Annotated in this window: 11 protein-coding genes; 3 read left to right on the top strand and 8 right to left on the bottom strand. The window is 49.5% G+C overall.

Annotated elements, in window-relative coordinates:
- The first annotated feature begins 1,178 nt into the window (after positions 1-1,178).
- Entirely contained in the window at positions 1,179-1,574 is a 396-nt protein-coding gene (locus QUA34_RS27805; RefSeq protein ID WP_006632892.1) for a response regulator, read from the top strand.
- Positions 1,575-1,887: 313 nt separating this feature from the next.
- On the opposite strand, the gene QUA34_RS27800 is transcribed toward QUA34_RS27805, so the two are convergent.
- The 6 genes from QUA34_RS27800 to rpsT form a co-directional block, all read right to left on the bottom strand.
- Positions 1,888-6,018 carry a DNA-directed RNA polymerase subunit beta'' gene (locus tag QUA34_RS27800; RefSeq protein ID WP_333390433.1) on the bottom strand — a complete coding sequence of 1,377 codons (4,131 nt, stop codon included), beginning with the start codon at positions 6,016-6,018 and terminating at the stop codon, positions 1,888-1,890.
- Between the two features lie 437 nt (positions 6,019-6,455).
- Entirely contained in the window at positions 6,456-8,330 is a 1,875-nt protein-coding gene (locus QUA34_RS27795) for a DNA-directed RNA polymerase subunit gamma (protein ID WP_333255258.1), read from the bottom strand.
- Positions 8,331-8,414: 84 nt separating this feature from the next.
- Entirely contained in the window at positions 8,415-9,506 is a 1,092-nt protein-coding gene (locus tag QUA34_RS27790) for an HNH endonuclease (RefSeq protein WP_333390429.1), read from the bottom strand.
- Positions 9,507-9,654: 148 nt separating this feature from the next.
- Positions 9,655-13,041 carry a DNA-directed RNA polymerase subunit beta gene (rpoB, locus tag QUA34_RS27785; RefSeq protein ID WP_333054817.1) on the bottom strand — a complete coding sequence of 1,129 codons (3,387 nt, stop codon included), beginning with the start codon at positions 13,039-13,041 and terminating at the stop codon, positions 9,655-9,657.
- Between the two features lie 602 nt (positions 13,042-13,643).
- Positions 13,644-14,423, bottom strand: a complete 780-nt coding sequence (locus QUA34_RS27780; protein WP_333329228.1) for a TatD family hydrolase — start codon at positions 14,421-14,423, stop codon at positions 13,644-13,646.
- Between the two features lie 225 nt (positions 14,424-14,648).
- The gene (gene rpsT, locus QUA34_RS27775; RefSeq protein ID WP_006632886.1) at positions 14,649-14,948 is read right to left on the bottom strand and encodes a 30S ribosomal protein S20; all 300 of its coding nucleotides are present in this window, start codon (positions 14,946-14,948) and stop codon (positions 14,649-14,651) included.
- 892 nt (positions 14,949-15,840) lie between these two features.
- On the opposite strand from rpsT, the gene hisD reads away from it, so the two are divergent.
- Both hisD and QUA34_RS27765 read left to right on the top strand, forming a co-directional pair.
- Complete coding sequence (gene hisD / locus QUA34_RS27770; protein WP_333329231.1) at positions 15,841-17,154, top strand: histidinol dehydrogenase; 1,314 nt, start codon at positions 15,841-15,843, stop codon at positions 17,152-17,154.
- A 331-nt stretch (positions 17,155-17,485) separates the two neighbouring features.
- Positions 17,486-17,914, top strand: coding sequence for a universal stress protein (locus QUA34_RS27765; protein ID WP_333329234.1), 429 nt, complete (start codon positions 17,486-17,488; stop codon positions 17,912-17,914).
- Positions 17,915-17,955: 41 nt separating this feature from the next.
- Here the strand turns inward: QUA34_RS27765 and QUA34_RS27760 are convergent, their stop codons facing one another.
- Positions 17,956-19,230, bottom strand: a complete 1,275-nt coding sequence (locus tag QUA34_RS27760; protein ID WP_333390426.1) for a carbamoylphosphate synthase large subunit — start codon at positions 19,228-19,230, stop codon at positions 17,956-17,958.
- 203 nt (positions 19,231-19,433) lie between these two features.
- Positions 19,434-20,327 (bottom strand): isoaspartyl peptidase/L-asparaginase family protein, encoded by an 894-nt coding sequence (locus QUA34_RS27755; RefSeq protein WP_333390423.1) that lies wholly within the window; start codon positions 20,325-20,327, stop codon positions 19,434-19,436.
- Positions 20,328-20,534 lie beyond the last annotated feature (207 nt).

Genomic DNA, 20,534 nt, shown 5'->3' with positions numbered 1-20,534 from the left:
CTTTTTTTGGCATAGGGGGTTTGGCGTCCCTGTGAATCGGCTGCCCTTAATTATAACTAATTATCCGAACCTGATATAACCATCTACCCGAAGAAATATTCTATTCAGGAGAAACCCCAGATTGATCTCGTCTCAGTACAGCCGTAGCGTTGATCAAGCAGCAATGGTAGACGATCGAGCTTAGCGTATTGTGGCAAGCGTGATGGACTCCGAAAGTATTAAAAAAGAAAAGTAAGCCCAATTGGAATACTTCTGGTAGTGGTACTTGTTCTGATCGTGTAGAGGCGACTGGACTATGAGTGAACTCCCAGTTTTGGGCTTATTCAACAATAGAGCGTTGCCATGACTCGCTGAGAGTGTCAAAAATGCCGATATTGATGAATTATCACTCAAAAGCTCTCCTGGCGATCTCTCCTAGTCTGACATCCCATTGATGAACGGAAGCGTCGATATTTTAAGCTGTTTTGAGGGGTTAAAACAGAGAATTAGGAATCTCCAACAATCCCCACCAATCCCCGCTAGATTCGCTACTCCGAATGCTGTGGCGACGGGAGTACGTGAATAAACATGGCTTGATTCTAATGAGGAAGAAGGAAAATAATTATCACACATTCCCGACTCTAATCCCAGTTCAAAAAATAATGCAACTGTAGGTCCGTGCTCCAAACGGATATCCAGTCAATCAGTTCCCATCTAAAATCTAAAATCTAAAATCTAAAATCTAAAATCTAAAATGGTAGAAGCCGGAGGCTTTACCGAAAGAGAGGATATTATAAGTCCAGGACGCACGGGTAGTCAGAAACCCGGTTTTTTCATAGCAATAGTTCGTTATAGCCGGCCGAAACGAGCAAAAACCGGGTTGCGCGGCGCCGTCCCGGCCTCCTAGATTGTACTAGAAACCTGCTACCTGAGAATCTTGAGGCTCTCACCAGTGCCAGGTCTAGTTATAAAAAACAACTAAACTGTCTGTGTGTAGTAGTCTAAATGATGGTACTGGATGCTTCTAGGCATCTGTAAACCCTCTCACAGCTAGTGGCTCAAGGATATACATACGGGTTTTGCAGGGTTCCCGGCTAATGGCGCTAAAAACTCTGCATTTTTGACGGGGAATGTACTCCCCGTGTCGTGTTCCTCTTTGGACTAAAGTCACAAAGTTTCTATACTTCCCATATTTATTTATGAAAACCGTTCTGATTGTAGAGGACGATTTGGTTAATGCTCGGGTTTTTTCCAAAATTCTGACTAAGCGGGGGGGCTTAGCCGTGAAGCACACGGAAAATGTTGAAGAGGTGATGCAGATTGCTGCCAACGGCGAAGCTGATTTGATTTTAATGGATGTGTCTCTTTCCCGCAGCGTGTACCAGGGCAAATCTGTTGACGGCATTAAGATTACTCAACTGCTCAAAGCTGACCCGCAAACGGCATCGCTGCCGATTATTTTGGTGACTGCTCACGCGATGGCTGGTGATAAAGAAACATTTCTGGATCAAAGCGGTGCCGACGGTTACATCTCTAAACCTGTGGTAGACCATCAAGAGTTTGTTAATCAAATCAAGGCTTTGCTGCCTGATTGAGTGAATCATACATGAAGAAGGAGTAAGAAGGAAGAAGGAAAAAGGAAGAAGGAAGAAAGAATTGTTTGTTTAAACCAACAAACAATTAAAACTCTAGAATTACAAAGTTTGCTTAAACTCTGAATCTTCCTTCTTCCTTCTTCCTTTCGATGTCAAGAAAGCACAATGCTATGAGTTCGGACTTGTAATTTGTGAGGCAAAATTTGAGATTTTTATGACGAGTGAAATCGAAGTGTGTGGCGCCCGTGGAACCAACTAATCCTCGTGCCTCGCGCAACGCTGTTCGCTCACTCATGCAATCTCAAAACTATGATTAGTCTTCGTCCTCATCGAAGTCAAAACCGATATCATCATCATCGTCAACATCTGATCCCAAGGCATCATCCTCAGTCTCAGCGACAAAATCGTCGTCATCAACCTCAACTTCCTCAAAATCCTCATCAGGCTCAAGATCAGACGGGCGCCCGATCTCAAAACCGCTCTCGATCGTATAAGCGCGGCGCGCAGTACGATCGTCAAGTACCACATCCTCCTGTAAATCGTGGATGTCGTCATCAAACACAGCACCATCAAAACCCGCATCCTGAACCCCAGCATCCTCATAGGCATTGAACCCAGTACCCGCAGGAATCAGGCGGCCGATAATCACATTTTCCTTAAGTCCGCGCAGCCAGTCAGACTTACCTTCGATCGCAGCCTCAGTCAACACCCGTGTAGTCTCCTGGAACGAAGCAGCGGAAATAAAGCTATCAGTATTCAGCGAAGCCTTAGTAATCCCCAGCAACACCGGAGTATAATCCGCCGGCGCTCCACCAGTAATTGACATCGCCTCATTCACCTGCTCAACCTGCCGCAATTCTACCAACTCACCGGGGAGCATAGTAGTATCGCCGCCATCTTCCATCCTGACTTTGTTGGTCATCTGGCGGACAATCACCTCGATGTGCTTGTCAGAAATATCCACGCCCTGAGACTGATAAACCGACTGCACCTCATTCACCAAAAACGTCTGTACCTGTTGGAAACTCTCCAAGGCAGCCTCAAAAGTAGACTGCCGCTCCTTGAGCACGTGGAAGAACACCTCCAGAATTTCGTGAGGGTTAGCAGGCCCGTCGGTCAAAGCTTCGGCGACGCCTACGCGCTGTCCGTCGGAAACGATCGGGTTTTGACCAGGCAACAAAGGATACTCCTCAATCCGGCCATCATCCTCAATCACCGCAAGTTCCACAACATCGTCATCCGTAACCACACGAGCCGTCCCCGGCCGCTTGGCTAAAATACAAGCTTCCTTCGGCTTCCGCCCTTCAAGAAGTTCCTCAATCCGTGGCAAACCCTGAATAATATCCCCAGTCTTTGCCCGCTCAAACACCAGAATCACCAAATTGTCACCCCGCTGCACCAAATCGCCATCGTCTACGTGCAGCACCGCACCAGCCGAAACCCGGTAAGGACGCGCCACTCTGAGCAAGAGTTTCGCTGGTTCTGTCTCCGACGCAGGTACAACCTTCACAACTTGGCCGGACTCTTCGAGAACAACCCCCGGAGCTATTTCGGTACCAGCTACCAGCAGTTGACCCGGACTCACATCCGGCGTACCTGCCACAGAGATCGAAATAGAATCCGCATCTCGCATCACCAACAGTCGGCGCACTGGTTCACCATGCCCCTCACGGATGCCTCGAACGATACCCGCTTCTTTGCAGAGAATCTCTGTGCGGGCGACTACTGCCCCAGGTGCGATCGACTGCCCATCTTCGACCAACAGCCGCGTGTGAGTGCTGCCTTGAGTCGGATCGGCAGACACGTCCCGCCGAATCACTAGCGATTCCAAAATCACTAGCTGCAAGCGGAAAGTCTTGGAAACTCGATCGCCCCCATCAGCCACAGCCATCGCCAACTCTTGCGACGCACTAGCGTCTTCAGGCGAACCCCAAGCCGGGCCCGAACCGTCCGCCCCAAAAGCCATAGCATCATCCTCATCCGGCAGCAGCTCGATATCCGCCGCCAGTTGCGGAGCTCCCGAACCTATTTCTAAAATAAGCTGAGTCCGCAGCAGTTCCAATCCCTCGACAGATTTGACGCGCTCCCCATCCTTATAAGGAAGTCGCTGCACCGCTTTCAAAGAGATTGACTCATTGAGCGCCGTTTGAGAAGGCACAGGTGGCTTATCCGGCACTGGAAACTCCACCACAGGCCGCAGCAGCAAAGCCGGGCCTTCGGGAGTTTCGATATACTCCGCATAGCCCAACTCTTCGGCAATCAAGCCAGGGAAAATCTCTTGACCTGCGTTGACGATTTGACCTTCCCCAAATGTTAGTGGCGGGCGGTCTACTACATGGAGTGTGCCCGGTTTGATCACAATTTCCCGGAGGATGTCATTTTTCTGAGTGATTTCCACTGCCCCGCTGGTTTGGCAGAAAATATCCTTAACGACTTCTGTACCGGCCTCAACGTACTGGCCGTCTTCCACCAGCAGCAATGAAATATCTTTATTTACCTCATGGCACTCTTCCGGTATCCAGAGCAGAGTGCCGCCTTTGACCACTTCGTAGCCAAGTTTAGCTTTGCCGCGCTTGTGGACTTCCACCCCGCCGTACTTGACAATGCCCCCTGTAGCTGTGCGGTAGCTGTCGTCGAGCAGTTCGGCGACGACTTCCCCGTTAATCACTTTGCTCCCAGGAGCCGTCTTCAGGGAAAACCGCTGCTTAGAAGATGTTTCTATCGTGTAGTGGTCGCGGCCGCCTGCACTTTCAGCTCGCACGACTGCTTGGTCGAGCAGGACTTGGGCGGTGATAATTTCAATTTCTCTGGGGTCAGCGATGCGGACTACGCCACCGTGTTCGGAGACGAGTTTAGTTTCGGCAATCACGCTTTCGGCCGGAATGCGATCGCCATTTTTCACTGCTGGTTCCGCGCCAGGGGGCAAGTTGTAGACCTCTCCTGAAAGAATCCAAATCAGCCCGCCTTTGCTGGCTGTGCGGGTGGTATTCCCTTGGCGGTCGGTTTTTTCTTCTGGCACCAAATCAGCAAATTTGGCTTCTCCGGCTAAGTCGGAAGCCACGTCTGTAGTCACTTTTTCCGTAGTTTTGCGGGCGGCGCGACCGACGATCGGCACTTCTGCCAAAACTTGACCGGGAATGGCACGCTGTCCGTCTTTGACCATCAGAGTAGAACCCTGGACGATCGCCAATTCAATTTTCAGCTTTTGATTTTTGGCGCCGGATTTCCCTTCTTCAAAACCGTCGCCCTCAAATACAAGTTTGCCGTTGTTTTCTGCCACCAGTGCTTCTTCGCCGTGTCTGGTGCGGAACGAGCGAGTACGCAAGTTCTTGAATTTCACTACACCGGGGAACGGTGCGCGTTCTTGTTTCGCGACTTCTCCAGTGAATACGCCGCCGGTGTGGAAGGTACGCATGGTGAGCTGGGTTCCCGGTTCCCCGATCGACTGAGCTGCAATAATCCCGATCGCTTCTCCCATGTCCACCATTTTCAAGTGGGCGAGACTCCAGCCATAGCAGTGCTGACAAACCGATCGGGTAGATTCACAAGTCAGGGGCGATCGTAAATACACCTCTGCCACCCCAGCGTTACCAATTTCCGTCGCCAACTCCTCGGTAATTGGCTGATTTCGGACGGCTTTTTCGCTGCCGTAAGACACGATTTCCCCGGTTTTGGGGTGCACCACATCTTTGGCGAATACCCGCCCTAGGAGCCTGTCCTTGAGGGGTATCAGCACGGTTGCTCCGTCCGTCATCGGCCGTACTCGAATTCCGCGCTGGGTGCCGCAGTCTACTTCCCGCACAATTACGTCTTGGGATACATCCACCAAACGACGGGTAAGATAGCCAGAGTCTGCTGTCCGCAAGGCTGTATCTACCAAGCCTTTGCGCGCACCGTAGGAAGAGATGATGTATTCGGTGACGGTGAGTCCTTCGCGGAAATTGGTTTTAATTGGCAAGTCGATGATTTCTCCTTGGGGGTCAGCCATCAGTCCGCGCATTCCGACTAGCTGCCGCACTTGAGAAATGTTTCCCCGCGCCCCGGAGAAGGCCATCATGTAGACGGAGTTTAGGGGGTCTGTGGCTCGGAAGTTTTTGACTACTTCGTCTTTGAGGTCTTCTGAGGTGCTGTTCCAGGTGTCGATTACTTTTTGGAAGCGTTCGACTTCGGTGATTTCACCTCTGGTGTATTTTTGTTCGGTGATGCGGATTTCTTCTTCGGCGGCATCGAGGAGCGATCGTTTTGACGGGGGCACTTGCAGGTCGTCTACGCTAATCGAAACTCCCGCTCGTGTCGCAAAGCGGAAACCCAAGTCTTTGAGTTTATCTGCCATTTGCGCTGTACGGGCCGTTCCGTAGTGCATGAAAGACCAAGAGATTAATTTTTTGAGCTGACCTTTGTCAACAACTCGATTGCGAAAAACAATTTCCTTATTTTCTGTCATTTTTCTGAGTAGTGGTAATTGGTAACTTTTACTGCCGTTCGACATCGGTTCTCCTGAGCGAAGCCCAAGGTTTCAGAACGTAGCCGAAGTATTGGTAATTGGTAAGTGGTAAGTGGTAATTGATAAGTACAGCGACGGGAAAAAACAACGAGCCTTTTGTAGGGGCTGGTTTAGCGTATAAGGAACCGGAGCTTCGGCTAGGAGATGAATCGACTCACCTGCCCTTCCCATAATAAAGTTTATTTGCACCTACTTACTTAATTGGTAATTGGTAACTTTTACTGCCCTTAGACTTTGCTCAGTCACCGCGTCGCTGAAAGTATTTGTAAGTAGTAATGGGTGAATTTTCCGGTTGCAATCACTATTATTTGTTAGCGATTATTTCTCAGTTATTACCCATTACCTCTTATCAATTACCTCTTACCCCTTACCCCTTTCTAATTGTTAATTACCGATTCGATGGTTTGGTGATAGATAATCCGGCCCGGGGTAGTGCGAATGAACTGATTGAGAACCTTGCCCTCTCCGTCTTCCCGAACCCGGCGGAACTTGTATTCTTTCGTCACTATACCGTCGGTAGAGCGTTCCACTTTCAGCGGTTCTCCCTCTGGTTCTGCGTTTTCTATAGCGCCTTGAAACCTCACCCACACATAAGAGTGCAAGTCAACGATTCCTTGTTCGTAAGCTACAACCGCGTCGGTAAGGTTGGAAAAATAGTGACCGGCTCCTTTTTGAGCGTCAGGATTTTCGGCTGTCAAGTAATAGCAACCGAGCACCATATCTTGAGAAGGAGTAACGATCGGTCTTCCGGTTGCCGGCGACATAATGTTGTTAGAAGCCAGCATCAGCAAGCGCGCTTCCGCCTGAGATTCCAGAGACAAAGGCACGTGCACTGCCATTTGGTCGCCGTCAAAGTCAGCGTTAAAAGCCGGACAGACTAGCGGGTGAAGCTGAATAGCCCTCCCGTCCACCAAAATTGGCTCAAAGGCTTGAATCCCCAAACGGTGCAGCGTCGGCGCCCGGTTTAGCATTACCGGGTGTCCTTCAATCACCTCCTGAAGCACGTCCCAAACACTGGGATCGTTGCGCTGGATCAGTTTTTTGGCAGCTTTGATGTTGTTGACCAATCCTTGGCGGATCAAGCGGTGGATTACGAAAGGCTGGAAAAGTTCGATCGCCATTTCCCTCGGCAAACCGCACTGATGAATTTTCAGTTTCGGCCCCACCACAATCACCGAACGCCCGGAGTAGTCAACCCGTTTCCCCAGCAAGTTTTGCCGGAAGCGACCTTGTTTCCCTTCAATGATGTCCGACAGCGACTTCAGCGGGCGGTTGTTTGCCCCCACCACTGTCCGGCCCCGGCGACCGTTGTCAATCAGCGCATCCACAGCTTCTTGCAGCATCCGCTTTTCGTTGCGGATGATAATCTCTGGTGCCAGAATTTCTTGCAGTCTCGCCAAGCGGTTATTGCGGTTGATGACTCTCCGATAGAGGTCGTTGAGGTCGCTCGTTGCAAAACGCCCGCCGTCTAACTGCACCATCGGCCGCAAGTCCGGGGGAATCACCGGAATCACGTTGAGTACCATCCAATCGGGTTGAGATCCCGTAGCGATGAAGTTGTCAATTACCCGCAAGCGTTTAATTAACTTTGCCCGTTTTTGACCTTTAGCATTAGCAATATCTTCCCGCAACTTTTCCGCTTCACTTTCTAGCGGAATATTTTGCAGCAAAACTTGCAAAGCTTCAGCACCTATGCCTACTTCTACGCCCGTCAGCGTGGAATCTTCGCTGTAAAGTTCGTCTTCAATTTCCAACCAAGCATCTTCCGTGAGCAATTGCTTGTATTGCAGTTTTTCGGCATTACCTGCATTGAGGACAACGTAGGCATTGAAATAAACGATTTGTTCCACATCTCGGAGCGGCATATCTAACAGAATTGCCATGTAACTCGGGATGCCTTTGAGATACCAAACGTGAGCTACTGGAGCTGCTAATTTGATAAATCCCATCCGGTGACGGCGGACGCGAGATTCAGTGACTTCTACACCGCATCTTTCGCAAACAATGCCTCTATGGCGAACTCGTTTGTACTTCCCACAATGACATTCCCAATCTTTTGCAGGCCCAAAAATGCGCTCGCAAAACAAGCCATCCATTTCAGGTTTTAACGTGCGATAATTTATGGTCTCCGGTTTTGTCACCTCTCCAGTAATCTGACCGTTGGGTAAAGTTCTCTCTCCCCACTGTCGAATTCTTTCTGGTGAAGCTAACCCAATCTTGACGTAATCAAAGCGTTGTTCTATTTTAGCCATTCTTGACTCCAATTAATAATTTACAGTCGATTATTTGTGGTTGTTTATCTTTTTTGGTTGCTTGTTTCACGGCTTAAATCAATGTTATACTCCTCTATATGTGACGTGATTTTTAATATCAGAGATGACACTTGACGATACTCCAAAGTCATCAGCGATTTTAGAGATTGATTCTCTCGCTCTAATTCTTTTTCGTACCTCAAGAGCTTGCTCGAAAGTCAATTTGCGATCGAGATATCCACCCATGCGAGGAACTGGAACCTCTTCGCCTGCTTCCTTCCAAGTGACGTGATACTTAATATCGTGTATGGTTTTGCGACCAACACTGTATTCTTGAGCTACATCCTTCACTCTCTCTCCTGCTGCTAGTTTTTGCCTAATTTCTCGCACCTTTTCCCAGTCTAATTTGGCATTGGAAAGGGGATGACTTTTGCCTTGAGTGCGTCCTTTCTTAGAAGCATCTAATAAATTTTGAGTGCGAGTTCCACCCCAAAGGTGTTCTGGATTAATACAACTGGGATTATCGCAGGTATGACAAGCATCCATCGAAGTGGGAATTTCACATCCTAATTTCTCTGCTAAAACAGCACGAGTAACTGATTGGGATTTCCCATTTTTAAAGTACCTGCCATAACCACCTTGACCATCCTTTGCACCTTGAAAAATTATGCAGCCGCTGTCTTGAATTTCTCCTACAAAACCGGGGGGAACTGTAGTGAAGTTATGGGGGATTTTTGCCTGAAGTATCTTAGTAATAGTGTCATACTGTACGCCATACTCTTTTATTAGGTGGCTTTTGGTGGTTCCAGCTAAATATTTACGCTGAATTTCCCGCAGTTGTTCGATCGATAGTTTACCAATACCGGGAATACTTTTGCGTCGGGGAGTTTTGCGAGCGAGCCCCATCATCTGCTGCGTATTCTCAGCCGCAGTTCCAGCTACGAGATGTGCTGGGTTGATGCAGCTTGGATTGTCGCAGATGTGGCAAGCAAAATAACCGGAATCTAGAAATCCTGGTATTTTTGATTCGAGCACTAATCGGTGGACTAATACCGTTTTGCCCTCGATCCACTTGCGCCCGTAACCATTTTTCAGCTTGCTCCCTTGCCAGTTAATACAGCCCGTCGCCCGGTCAACTTCTCCTTGAATTCCTGGGACAACTGTTACAATAGTCATGTCAGCGTCTCTCCTGTTTAGAGCGTTGATTCGCCTCAGCAGTGGTACGAACACTGCTGAGGCATTTTAATTTTAGATTGTCGATTAAAAATTAAAGAATTGAAGGCTGTCAAAAAATCTTTAATCTTTAATCTTTAATCTTTAATGCCTAATCCTCGTCAAGTTCGTCACGAGAAAGCGATTCGTAAGTAGGCCGGGAGGGCGATCGCTTGCCCCCAGCATCTGCCATCAAATCCACCTCAACGTGCTCGCTGCCCTCGTCGGACGTATTCACCTTGTGCACAGCAATATCCAAGCACAAAGACTGCAACTCCCGCATCAGCACCTTGAAAGATTCCGGCGTACCGGGGCGCGGAATAGCTTTGCCTTTGACGATCGCATTCAGCGCTTCATTCCGCCCCTGCATATCGTCCGACTTCACAGTCAGCAACTCTTGCAAAGTATAAGCTGCGCCGAACGCTTCCAGAGCCCAGACTTCCATTTCTCCGAACCGCTGACCCCCTTGCTGCGCTTTGCCGCCCAAAGGCTGCTGCGTTACCAGCGAGTAAGGGCCTGTGCTACGGGCGTGGATCTTATCGTCTACCAAGTGAACCAGCTTCAGCATATAAGCGATGCCGACTGTGATCGGGCGATCGAACGGTTCCCCAGTTCGGCCATCGTAGACAATAGTCTTGCCGGGGTGCTTTTCGTTAAACACCCAAGGCTTGCCAGTTTTTTCGCGTGCCTCCTGTAGCTTGCCGTGTACGGTTTCCCGCGACTTTTCAGCGCCGTGCATTTCATCAAAAGGCACCATCTTGAACCGCATCGACAGATTTTCGCCCGCCCATCCCAGCAAGCACTCAAAAATCTGACCTACGTTCATCCGCGACGGTACGCCCAAGGGATTGAGCACTATGTCAACCGGAGTCCCGTCGGGCAAATAAGGCATATCCTCCATCGGCAGAATCCGGGACACAATACCCTTATTTCCGTGGCGGCCGGCCATTTTGTCGCCGACTTGAATCTTCCGCTTTTGAGCTACGTAGACGCGGACGACCATGTTGGCGCCGGGGGGCAGTTCGTCGCCCTGTTCGCGGGTAAACACCCGCACATCCACCACGCGGCCTTTTTCGCCGTTAGGGACGCGGAGGGAATTGTCGCGCACGTCGCGGGCTTTTTCGCCGAAGATTGCCCTCAGCAGTTTTTCTTCCGGCGGTTGGTCGGATTCGCCTTTGGGGGTGACTTTGCCGACTAGGATGTCGCTGGCTTCTACCCAGGCACCTTTGCGGATAATTCCTTGTTCGTCTAGCTGGCGCAGCGCGTCTTCGCCGACGTTAGGAATTTCGCGGGTGATTTCTTCTGGGCCGAGTTTAGTTTGACGGGCTTCGATTTCGTATTTTTCAATGTGGATCGAAGTGTACACATCTTCGTACACTAAACGCTCGCTGATTAGCATCGCGTCTTCGTAGTTGTAGCCTTCCCAAGGCATATAAGCTACGAGGATGTTGTGACCCAGAGCGAGTTCTGCCCCTTCGGTGGAGGAACCGTCGGCGAGCACTTGACCTGCTACGACGCGATCGCCCTCATAAATCAGCGGACGCTGGTTTAAACAAGTATCTTGGTTAGAACGCTGATATTTTTGCAGTTCGTGTTCGATGCAGCCAGCATATTTTTGCTTCCAAACCGAGGGCTGTTTGACTTTGAGATCGTCGTATTCCTTAATCAGGAAATGTTCTTCGCTGGAATTCGATTCGGCATCTACAGCCAGGGGTTTGACAATAATCCGGGTAGCGTCGATGTAAATCACCTCGCCGTCGATCCGGGAAACCACAACCATCCCGGAATCTCGGGCGGCCTGAGCTTCCAAGCCCGTACCAACTAGGGGCCGTTCTGGTTTCAGTAGCGGCACAGCTTGCCGCTGCATATTCGATCCCATCAGAGCTCGGTTGGCGTCGTCGTGTTCCAAGAACGGAATCAGCGATGTCGCTACGGAGACGATTTGCACGGGCGAAATCGCCATGTAGTCCACCTGCATCGGAGTGGTGGTAGTAAACTCTTGGCGGTAGCGGACGGCTACGGTTTCGCCCAAGAGGTTGTTGTTTTCGTCGAGGCTGATGTCTCCGGGGGCGACGCGCAAATCGTCTTCTTCGTCGGCTGTCATGTAAACAGGGGCTTTGTCGCGCAGCACCCGTCCTTTTTCTACTGGATAAAAAGGAGTTTCGATGAAGCCGTAAGGGTTGACGCGGGCGTGGGTTGCCAAGGAACCGATCAGACCGGCGTTGGGACCTTCTGGTGTTTCGATCGGGCAAATCCGGCCGTAGTGGGACGGGTGAATGTCCCGTACTGCAAACCCGGCGCGTTCCCGAGTCAGACCTCCAGGGCCCAAGGCGGAAAGCCGACGTTTGTGAGTCAGTTCAGCCAGAGGGTTGGTTTGATCCATGAACTGCGATAGCTGGGAGGAACCGAAGAATTCCTTGATTGCTGCTACCAGCGGTTTGGGGTTGACCAGAGAAGCGGGGCTGAGGGAGTCGGCATCCGAGACGGTCATTCTTTCGCGGATGATCCGTTCTAAGCGGTTGAGTCCGACGCGCACTTGGTTTTGCAGCAGTTCTCCGACACTGCGGACGCGACGGTTGCCTAAGTGGTCGATGTCGTCGGTGGAGCCGATGTCGAATTCGAGGTTAATTAAGTAGTCGATCGCGGTCAAGATATCTTGCGATGTCAGCACCCGCGTTGTATCGGGGACTGTCAAGCGCAATTTTTTGTTGAGTTTGTACCGGCCGACTCGGCCCAAATCGTAGCGTTTGGGGTCGAAAAAGCGCGAGTTGAGGAGCTGTTCGCCGCCCGCCACGGTGGGGGGCTCGCCTGGACGGAGTTTGCGGTAGAGCTCCATCAAAGCTTCTTCTTCGCCGAATTGTCCTTCTTTCTCGATCGTCTTTTGGAAGTATTCCGGGTGGCGGAGTGAGTCGTAGATTTCGCCGTCTGTGAGTCCTAGGGCTTTGAGCAGCACCTGGGCTGAGAGTTTGCGGGTTTTGTCGATTCTGACCCAGACTAAATCGTTTTTGTCTGTCTCGAACTTGAGCCACGCGCCACGGTTAGGGATGAGCGAGGCGTTATAGGAACGGCGACCGTTTTTGTCGGTTTCCGATTTGTAGTACACGCCGGGGGAACGCACGATTTGGTTGACGATGACCCGTTCGGCGCCGTTGATAATGAAAGTGCCGCGCTCGGTCATCAACGGCAAGTCGCCGATGAAGACTTCTTGTTCTTTGATTTCCCCTGTTTCTTTGTTAATCAGGCGGGTGGGGACGTACATTTGCACCGAGTAGGTGCTGTCCCTGCGCTTGGCTTCGTCCACATCATATTTGGGGCGCTTGAGTTTGAAGTCTTTGCCCATGAAGTGGAGTTCCAGCTTGCCCGTGTAGTCTGTAATCGGGGAGAAGCTGTCGAGTTCTTCGATCAGCCCGGCTTCTAGAAACCAGCGAAAACTTGCCCGCTGGATTTCGATCAGGTCGGGCAAGGTGAAGGCGAATTCTGTGTAATCTTTAGTGGTCATGGGTGTCCTTTTTCCGCAGTGGCTCTAGCTTTTTACATGGCGCCAAGGCTGGGCTTTTTTACCTTGTTGCGTTTTTTTGATGGATTGTGTGAGAGAATTTATATGATGTTTTCGATCGCCTGCCAACTGCTGCAACGGTTATTATTGCTGGTAGGTCGCAGTATTTTTGTGCGGATTTTAGTTTCGATCGAGATGCTTTTAGCTCTGATCTCGTAGTATCCCGGGGTGAATTCCCTACACTTTTGACTCCTAAAATTGACTTGACAGCTATTGCCAAATTGCTGAGGTTCCAAGTTTCTTCTGATGTGTAAGTTTGAGTGTGTAAGTTTGAGGTATTGCGTGAAGTTTTGACCGATCCCGAAGGTTAGCGTACTCGCGTTGTGTTGGTAGTTCCTGGACGACATCGTAGTCGCGGATACTAAGCCAACGCCCGATCGGTTGGTTCTTTTTATTATAGGACGCAAATCCGATCGCAACAGGCAACGCCAAAAGAATCTCCAATAAAGGATGAATCCGGTTTTTCTGGCAGGATAGAAATGGGATTGTCCTGAGCGCTGGCTCCTAAATCGACCTGTTTTCCTCGTTTCTCTGTTCTGCTATAACTAAACTGAAAAGCCGAATAGCTGACAGGCATTTTCGGTTGTCTGCTGGGACAAAGTTAAGAGAGAAACTCCTCTCAATTTAGCAACTTGCTCGGCTACGTAGTAGACATAGGCTGGTTCGTTGCGTTTTCCCCGCTGGGGTACGGGGGCGAGAAAAGGGCAATCTGTCTCGACTAGGATGCGATCGCTATTTACCATACAAGCTGATTCTTGTATTTGCAAGGCTTTTTTAAAGGTGACTGTTCCGCTAAAACTAATGTAGAAACCTAGGTCTAAGAACCACTGGGTTTCTTCGGGTGTGCCTCCCCAGCAATGCATAACCCCGCGCACTGGCCCCCGTGTTTGCCAAAAGTTCCTCAGCATTTCGGCCATTGGGGCGGCGGCGTCGCGACAGTGGATAATGACTGGTTTGTCAAGTTCCTGGGCGATTTCAAGCTGTGCCTCAAACACTTTAAACTGGTGTTCTCGATCGTCAGCTTTATAAAAGTCCAGTCCGGTTTCGCCGATCGCCACTACCCTAGAGTCCGAACTTGCTAATTCCCTAATCTGGCTTGCAGTCTCGTCTTTCCACTTCTCGGCATCTAGGGGGTGGAGTCCCACCGCAAAGGACACTTCTGCAAACTGGTTGGCGATTGCTTGAATGCCGGCAAACTCTTCTGGCTCTACACAAGAATGAACCAGCCGAACTACACCAGCTTCGCGCCAGCGTTCTCGAATGGCTTCTAACTCAGATTTGTAGATTTCAAAGTTGATATGAACGTGAGTGTCGATGAGCTGCATGGGGGAAGCAGATTAGAGGTGATACGGGAGAGTCCTGGTGGGATAGTGCGAGGGGGGAGTGAGAGAGTCTGGGAGTGGGAGTGGGAGAGAGTGTGTGGGAAAAATCTTCCGTTTTCTTTCTTCCTTCTTCCTGCTTCACGCTGGACTTCTTCACGCTTGACTTCTTCCCTCAACATCCATCCCTTCAATCTTGTACACTGCTTCGTTGCCGAACTTTCTGCTTCCTTAAGATGCTACCGATACTTCGTGCGGCTTGAGGGTTCTTGCCAAGCGGGACTTTTTGCGAGCGCCGTTGTTGCGGTGGAGTACACCTTTTTTGACAGCTTTGTCAATTTTGCTGTAGGCCTCGGACATTCGCTGCTGAACTTCTTGCATTAATTCCGGGCTCGGAGCTGCGGCGTACTTGTCTACGGCAGCGAAATATTTCTTCATCAAAGTTTTGACCGCTGACTTGTAAGATTTGTTGTACAAGCGGTTACGTTCGGCGATTTTGACTCGTTTGACGGCGGACTTAATATTTGCCATAGTTCAGTTGCTGGAAGTAGGTATTCATTGATACACCCTAGTCTCAAGACAGTCTCAAGACACGGGGATTTTGAAGGACAACCTTTTCGGGAGCAATCCGCAAAAAGCTTGATTTTTAAGGGCGGAGTGAGACAGCCACTCTCCATTTGCTCAGATTGAGCTGAGTCTGTGGCTACTTTTTGGCGACGCCCGCGCAATAATTTTTTATTGACTCATTTAACTGCCTGTTATTTACCCCTGACAATACCCAAAGGTATGACACGGATGTTAAGGAGGCGTTTTGCGGTGTTTCCACCGTCACGAGTTAAAGTCACGGTTTCTTGCGCGCAATTTTCAAGTATACAATAATTTGGCGTTTTTTTATAAAAAAATTATCAGGTGTTGGAAAAACTAATATAGCACCTATTTTGCTTAAAATCCAATTCTCTGAAAAATCCAAGTTAAGCTATAACAAAGAATACGGGTTATTTGGGCTTCGGCAAGAAGCACTTACCGAAGGTAGAAGGTAAAAAGCTGAAGGTAGAAGGTAGAAGGTAGAAGACAGCCGGATCAGAAGGTAGAAGCTAGAAGGCAGAACCAAAATTCTCCCGCTCGAACACTCTCCCTCTCGGATATTATCGGGGTCGGACACTCTCCCCCTCTGCGTTCCCACCCTCTCCCTCCGCACCCGGTTCTCTGGCGGGCAATTCCTAGAGAAGGTCGTGACTTGTCCTCAGTGTTGCAAAATCCTCGACAGAGATTTAAACGCTGCACTGAAGCCTTGGAAAAGGCCGCGACTCTCGCGGTTTAAGCTTGTGGACTGGTGGTGGCCTACTTCTCTAGGAGATCCCCACAAAAATCCCCAATTGTCAAGCAAATGTTAGTGAAGTTATAGACGGCATTCCTAATCTCCATGCTGCGAATCATTACTCAGTGGGTTGAGGCACAAGCTGAACTGCGACGGATCTGCGATCGCACCCATGACGAACTTGTCGTTCACAAAGAAGCCACCGTGCGGGAGGTGCTGCAAGCTGTAAGGCGCAGAGGCGATCAGGCTGTGCTGCACTACACTGCTGAATTTGACCGCATGACCCTAAATGTGGAAGATTTACGGGTGAGTGGCGCCGAATTGGATGCTGCTTATCAGCAGGTGTCGAAAGAATTATTAAATGCCATCCGGCTGGCTTGCAAACAGGTAGAAGCGTTTCACCGACAGCGCGTACCCAAGTCTTGGGTGCAGTTTGGCGATGACGAGATTGTTTTGGGCAAGCGCTACACCCCGGTCGATCGAGCGGGAATCTACATTCCTGGCGGTCAGGCGTCCTATCCAAGCTCGGTGATCATGAATGCGGTTCCTGCGAAGGTCGCCAAGGTGCCGAGACTGGTGATGTGTACTCCCCCCGGACAGGAAAAGAAAATGAATCCTGCGGTGCTGGTAGCGGCTCAGGAAGCGGGAGTTGATGAGATTTATCGGGTAGGCGGGGCGCAGGCGATCGCGGCTTTGGCCTACGGTACGGAAACTATTCCGAAGGTGGATTTAATTACTGGGCCGGGGAATATTTACGTCACCCTGGCTAAAAAACTGGTTTACGGGACTGTGGGGATCGATTCTCTGGCTGGCCCGTCGGAAGTGCTGATTATTGCTGATGGTTCGGCGAATCCTGTGCACGTGGCTGCGGATATGTTGGCTCAAGCTGAACACGATTCGATGGCGTCGGCAATTTTGCTGACGGCGGATTCGGTGCTGGCTAGGAAGGTGGTGGCTGAGGTAGACAGACAGTTGGCAAATCACCCGCGCCGAACTTTAACAGAAAAGGCGATCGTCAACTATGGTTTAGTCGTGGTAGTTGACTCGCTCAAAGCGGCGGCGGAACTCTCTAACGAGTTTGCGCCCGAACACTTGGAATTGCAAGTTGCAGATCCTTGGGCTTTGCTCGACCAAATTCGCCACGCTGGGGCGATTTTCTTGGGCTGCTCGACGCCGGAAGCTGTAGGTGATTATTTGGCTGGCCCGAATCACACTTTGCCGACTTCTGGGGCTCCGCGCTATGCGTCGCCGCTTGGTGTCGAAACTTTTATGAAGCATTCGAGTTTGATTCAATATTCGCCTGCTGCACTTAAGAAGGTGAGTAGGGCGATTAATGTGTTAGCCGAAGCAGAGGGGCTTCCTTCTCACGCTGATTCGGTGCGGCTGCGGACTGAAAATGAGGGAAAGGGTGAGTTTTAGATGGTAGATTTGAGATTGGCGATCGAGATTTAAGTAGATGAGTGGGAAAATACATAATTAGTCCAAAGCCAGTGAAACGAAGCAATTCGCTGGCGATTATGCTAACTTTACATTCTGTGACAAGTGGCCCAGTTTATTTGCACCTACCTACTGACGCACTCCGGGCTTAAGAAACCCGGTTTCTTCAAGTATCTTGCTTAAATGACGCAATTATGTTAAGAAACCGGGTTTCTGGGTAGATAATAATAATGTTGGTGGGAGCGCGAAATTGTGGACAGTAGGCGACAATCAACGAAAATTTAAAGTCTAAATATCTGAAATTTAAAGGTGAATGGTATTGAATACTGTTTTGGTAGCGATCGACAATTCAGAGTTAGCGACTCAGGTACTGCAAGTTGTAGGACAATTTCAGCTAGAACCAACGGCAAAGGTGATTCTAGTTCATGTTGTCAGTTCTGGTACGGCGGATTTTGACGCGGTTGTCGATCGACCTCACGCTCAGGGAGATGAGATTGCTTACCGAGAGGTAGAGAAGTTGCTGCAATCTTATCAGGAAAAGTTGCCTTGCCAGAGCGAATTGGAGATTGTTTCGGGACAACCTGCAGAAGAAATTGTCCGTTTGGCTCATATCTATAAGGCGGATTTAATTGCGATCGGCTGTCGGGGTTTGACTGGTTTAAAGCGGATTTTGGAGGGTTCGGTGAGTGCGGAAGTTGTCGCTGAAGCTCCTTGTTCGGTGTTGGTGGTGCGCGCCAGATGAGGGGGAAAACCCCATAACCGCTGCAAGCGGTAGAGTAAATATTAACCCAATTGCTGCAATCCCTTAGTGTGCAAGTTCTGCTCAATTTGCTGCATTTCCTCCATATCCTCACCAGCAACTATCCCGTAAATTTCTGTGTAGATTTTTCCGTATTTAACCTTCTCTAAAGCCGACAGGATTATCAAGTCCTTGCGATCGAGTTCTGGTTTCAGAGTGACAAGAATCGATTCCAAAGTCCCATCCATTCGCCAGTCACTGGAATATTTAGCCACCTCCTTTCCCCGCCCCAGTAAGGTATGGCGCTGTAAGCAAAGCGGAGTCGAGCCATTAACTCGGAAATTGGCATCAATGGCATACAACAGTCCCTCTGAGTCTTCCAGCACGTCGAAGCCAATAACGCCGAAATAACCCTGTTGGTGAGCATATTTACCAATAGCGGCAATCATCTCAAAAAACCTACTCATGTCGGTTTCGCGGTAGTGAATTAGTCCCCCTAAATAGCTACCTTCTGGGGTGACAAGTTGACTGGTAGTGCCGATGAGCGTGATATTTCCGGTTTTGCTTACATAGAACTGCACGCAAAAGTTCTGCACTTCATTCTTGACGAATTCCGAGACAATAATCGTATCCAGCAACTTAATATCGAGATATTTCCTCACTTCCTGCAAGCAGTAGTTCAGATCGCTGGCGCTTTTGATAATATAAGTGCCTTCTCCAGAAAGTCCGTGGGATGTTTTAATCAAGTAGGGGAATTGCTCTGGTAACTGAATGCTTTCGAGATTGACTTCGTGCAGATTGTAGGTTTGGTATTTCGGACATTGCACGCCTAATTCTGCTAGCGTTGCTTTGCTAAGCAAGTGGTAGTGGATGTCAGGATGGACGGCGTGTTTTTCTGGTTTGAGATTGTCGAAGGGAAATAGAGTCAGGAGTTTGTCAAAGCGATCGCTTACGCTGAGATCATCGAGGTAAGTTGAGCAGTCTATCATCTCCATACTGCTGTAGCTGAAGCCAAAATGCTCCCGCCAATAGTCAATCAGCGAGTTCGGCGGCTCATTAATCACAATCCCTGGGATGGCATCGCCTAACACAGCCAGATTTTTCCAAGGTTCCTTCTGACCAATCTTGTCGAAAGAAGTTTTGGTGGCTTCACTGCTGCCGTCTTGAATAAAGTATTTTTTCCTGTTGGGGTAAGCAGCCCAACTGGCAGTTGCAGGGTAATTTAGGATGAACGCATAACGTGAATCTGTGATGTCTGGAGCAAACAAATCGGAAAGAGAATTCCCCTGAAAGTAAGGAAAATCGTATGTGGAGTTCATAAGAAACCTTCAAGTCGAGTTTGAATTGAACTGTTTTCTCGGCCACTAAGTAGCTCGACATAATTAAACGTAGGGTGGGCAATGCCCGCCCTACAAATTGAAAAAATGTTTATTGATGTCCTGCTACTTAATACCTAAGAAACAAGATATTAGTTGCGGAATTTTAACCCTCTCCAACTAGAGAGAATGCAGCCTCAATAATTTCAATGATGGACGAGTTGTTTTTTCTTAGTGAACACAGCCACCTTGTCCATTTCTTCGGTTCTATAAGCACAAGCCATGTCGGTTGAGTTATGCGCCCAGCCAACCCGCCCTTGAGGGTCTATGAGGATACACCCAGCTTCTCCGGCAACCTTAGATGCCAGAGTCTCAATAGCCATCTGCGCTGCATCGTCTGGGTGCTTGCCGGACGCTAGAATGTCGATCGCCGTCTTAGCCAGAACTACTGGTATAATCGACTCGCCATCGCCTGTGGTCGAGCAACCGCCCTGTTGACTGTCAGCAAACAAGCCTGACCCGATAATGGCGCTGTCGCCGACGCGACCGGCGGGCTTATTCATAGTGCCGCCTGTTGAGGTACCGGCAACTAAAGTGCCACTACTATCCAAAGCTACACAACCAACGGTATTGGGGCGGTCAATAACTTCTTTTTCCTCCTCCCACTCTTCCTGTTGCTCATCTGCGATTAAGTCTTCTTTTGTACACATCTCGGCTCCACTTTCTGCAGCAAAATGTTCTGCATGATCCGCTACTAAGAACATGGGTTTTTTATCCATAATCTTTCGCGCCACAGAGATGGGATGGCGCACCCCTTGAACATTTGCGAGGGCTCCCCAAGCTAATGAACCGCCTTCCATCATCGCTGCGTCTAGCTCTACCTCTCCCTGGTTGTTGAGAACCGATCCAAAGCCTGCGTTAAATGTCTGGTCAGCTTCCAGAACCCGGATAGCTGCCTCAACAGCTTCTGCAGCGGTACCCCCGCTTGTGAGCACTGCCCAACCAGCTTCTGCTGCTGCGGTACAGCCTGCATTGTTGGCTGCAACCTTGTCTTCTGTGATGGTTTTTGCTCCACCGTGAACAATAATACTCAATACCATAAATTTCCTTTCTTTTATCTTAAGCTCTACTTAAAAATTCCTTATATCAATCAATTTTTAAGTAGTTTTTTAGCCCTCATAGTTTTATAGGTTAGCGGTGTTTAATTTGGGGTTCTTCTATCTTCAGAGATAATTAGGGCTTGCTGAATATATCGATGGCACTTGACGTAGCCTGGGTTATGCGCTCGCGAGAGCGAGGGTAAAGTG

Origin of the sequence: Microcoleus sp. POL10_C6, assembly GCF_036701585.1 — a bacterium.
Taxonomy (GTDB): Bacteria; Cyanobacteriota; Cyanobacteriia; order Cyanobacteriales; family Microcoleaceae; genus Microcoleus.
The sequence above is the reverse complement of the archived record's forward strand: the minus strand, read 5'-3'. Positions and strand labels throughout refer to the sequence as shown.